Origin of the sequence: Streptomyces sp. NRRL B-24484, from assembly GCF_000717715.1 — a bacterium.
In the GTDB taxonomy this organism is placed as follows: domain Bacteria; phylum Actinomycetota; class Actinomycetes; order Streptomycetales; family Streptomycetaceae; genus Kitasatospora.
The window spans coordinates 1-221 of the sequence record NZ_JOAI01000179.1 but is presented as its reverse complement, the minus strand read 5'-3'; the positions used below and the strand labels follow the sequence as shown (position 1 = coordinate 221).

Genomic DNA, 221 nt, shown 5'->3' with positions numbered 1-221 from the left:
TCGGCCGGTGCCTGGACGTCAACGGCAACGGGACGGCGAACGGCACGCAGGTCGAGCTGTGGGACTGCAACGGGGTCGGCGGCCAGAAGTGGGTGCAGCAGGCGGACGGTTCGCTGCGCAATCCGCAGTCCGGCCGGTGCCTGGACGCGCCGAACGGCGCCTCCGCCAACGGCACCCGGCTGCAGATCTGGGACTGCAACGGCGCCGCCGCGCAGAAGTTC

General features: G+C 71.9%; 1 protein-coding gene. It reads left to right on the top strand.

The annotated features are described in order from the left end of the window. Nucleotides 1-221, top strand: a 221-nt coding sequence (locus IE98_RS44090; RefSeq protein ID WP_043176476.1) for an RICIN domain-containing protein, incomplete at both ends; no start/stop codon positions are given.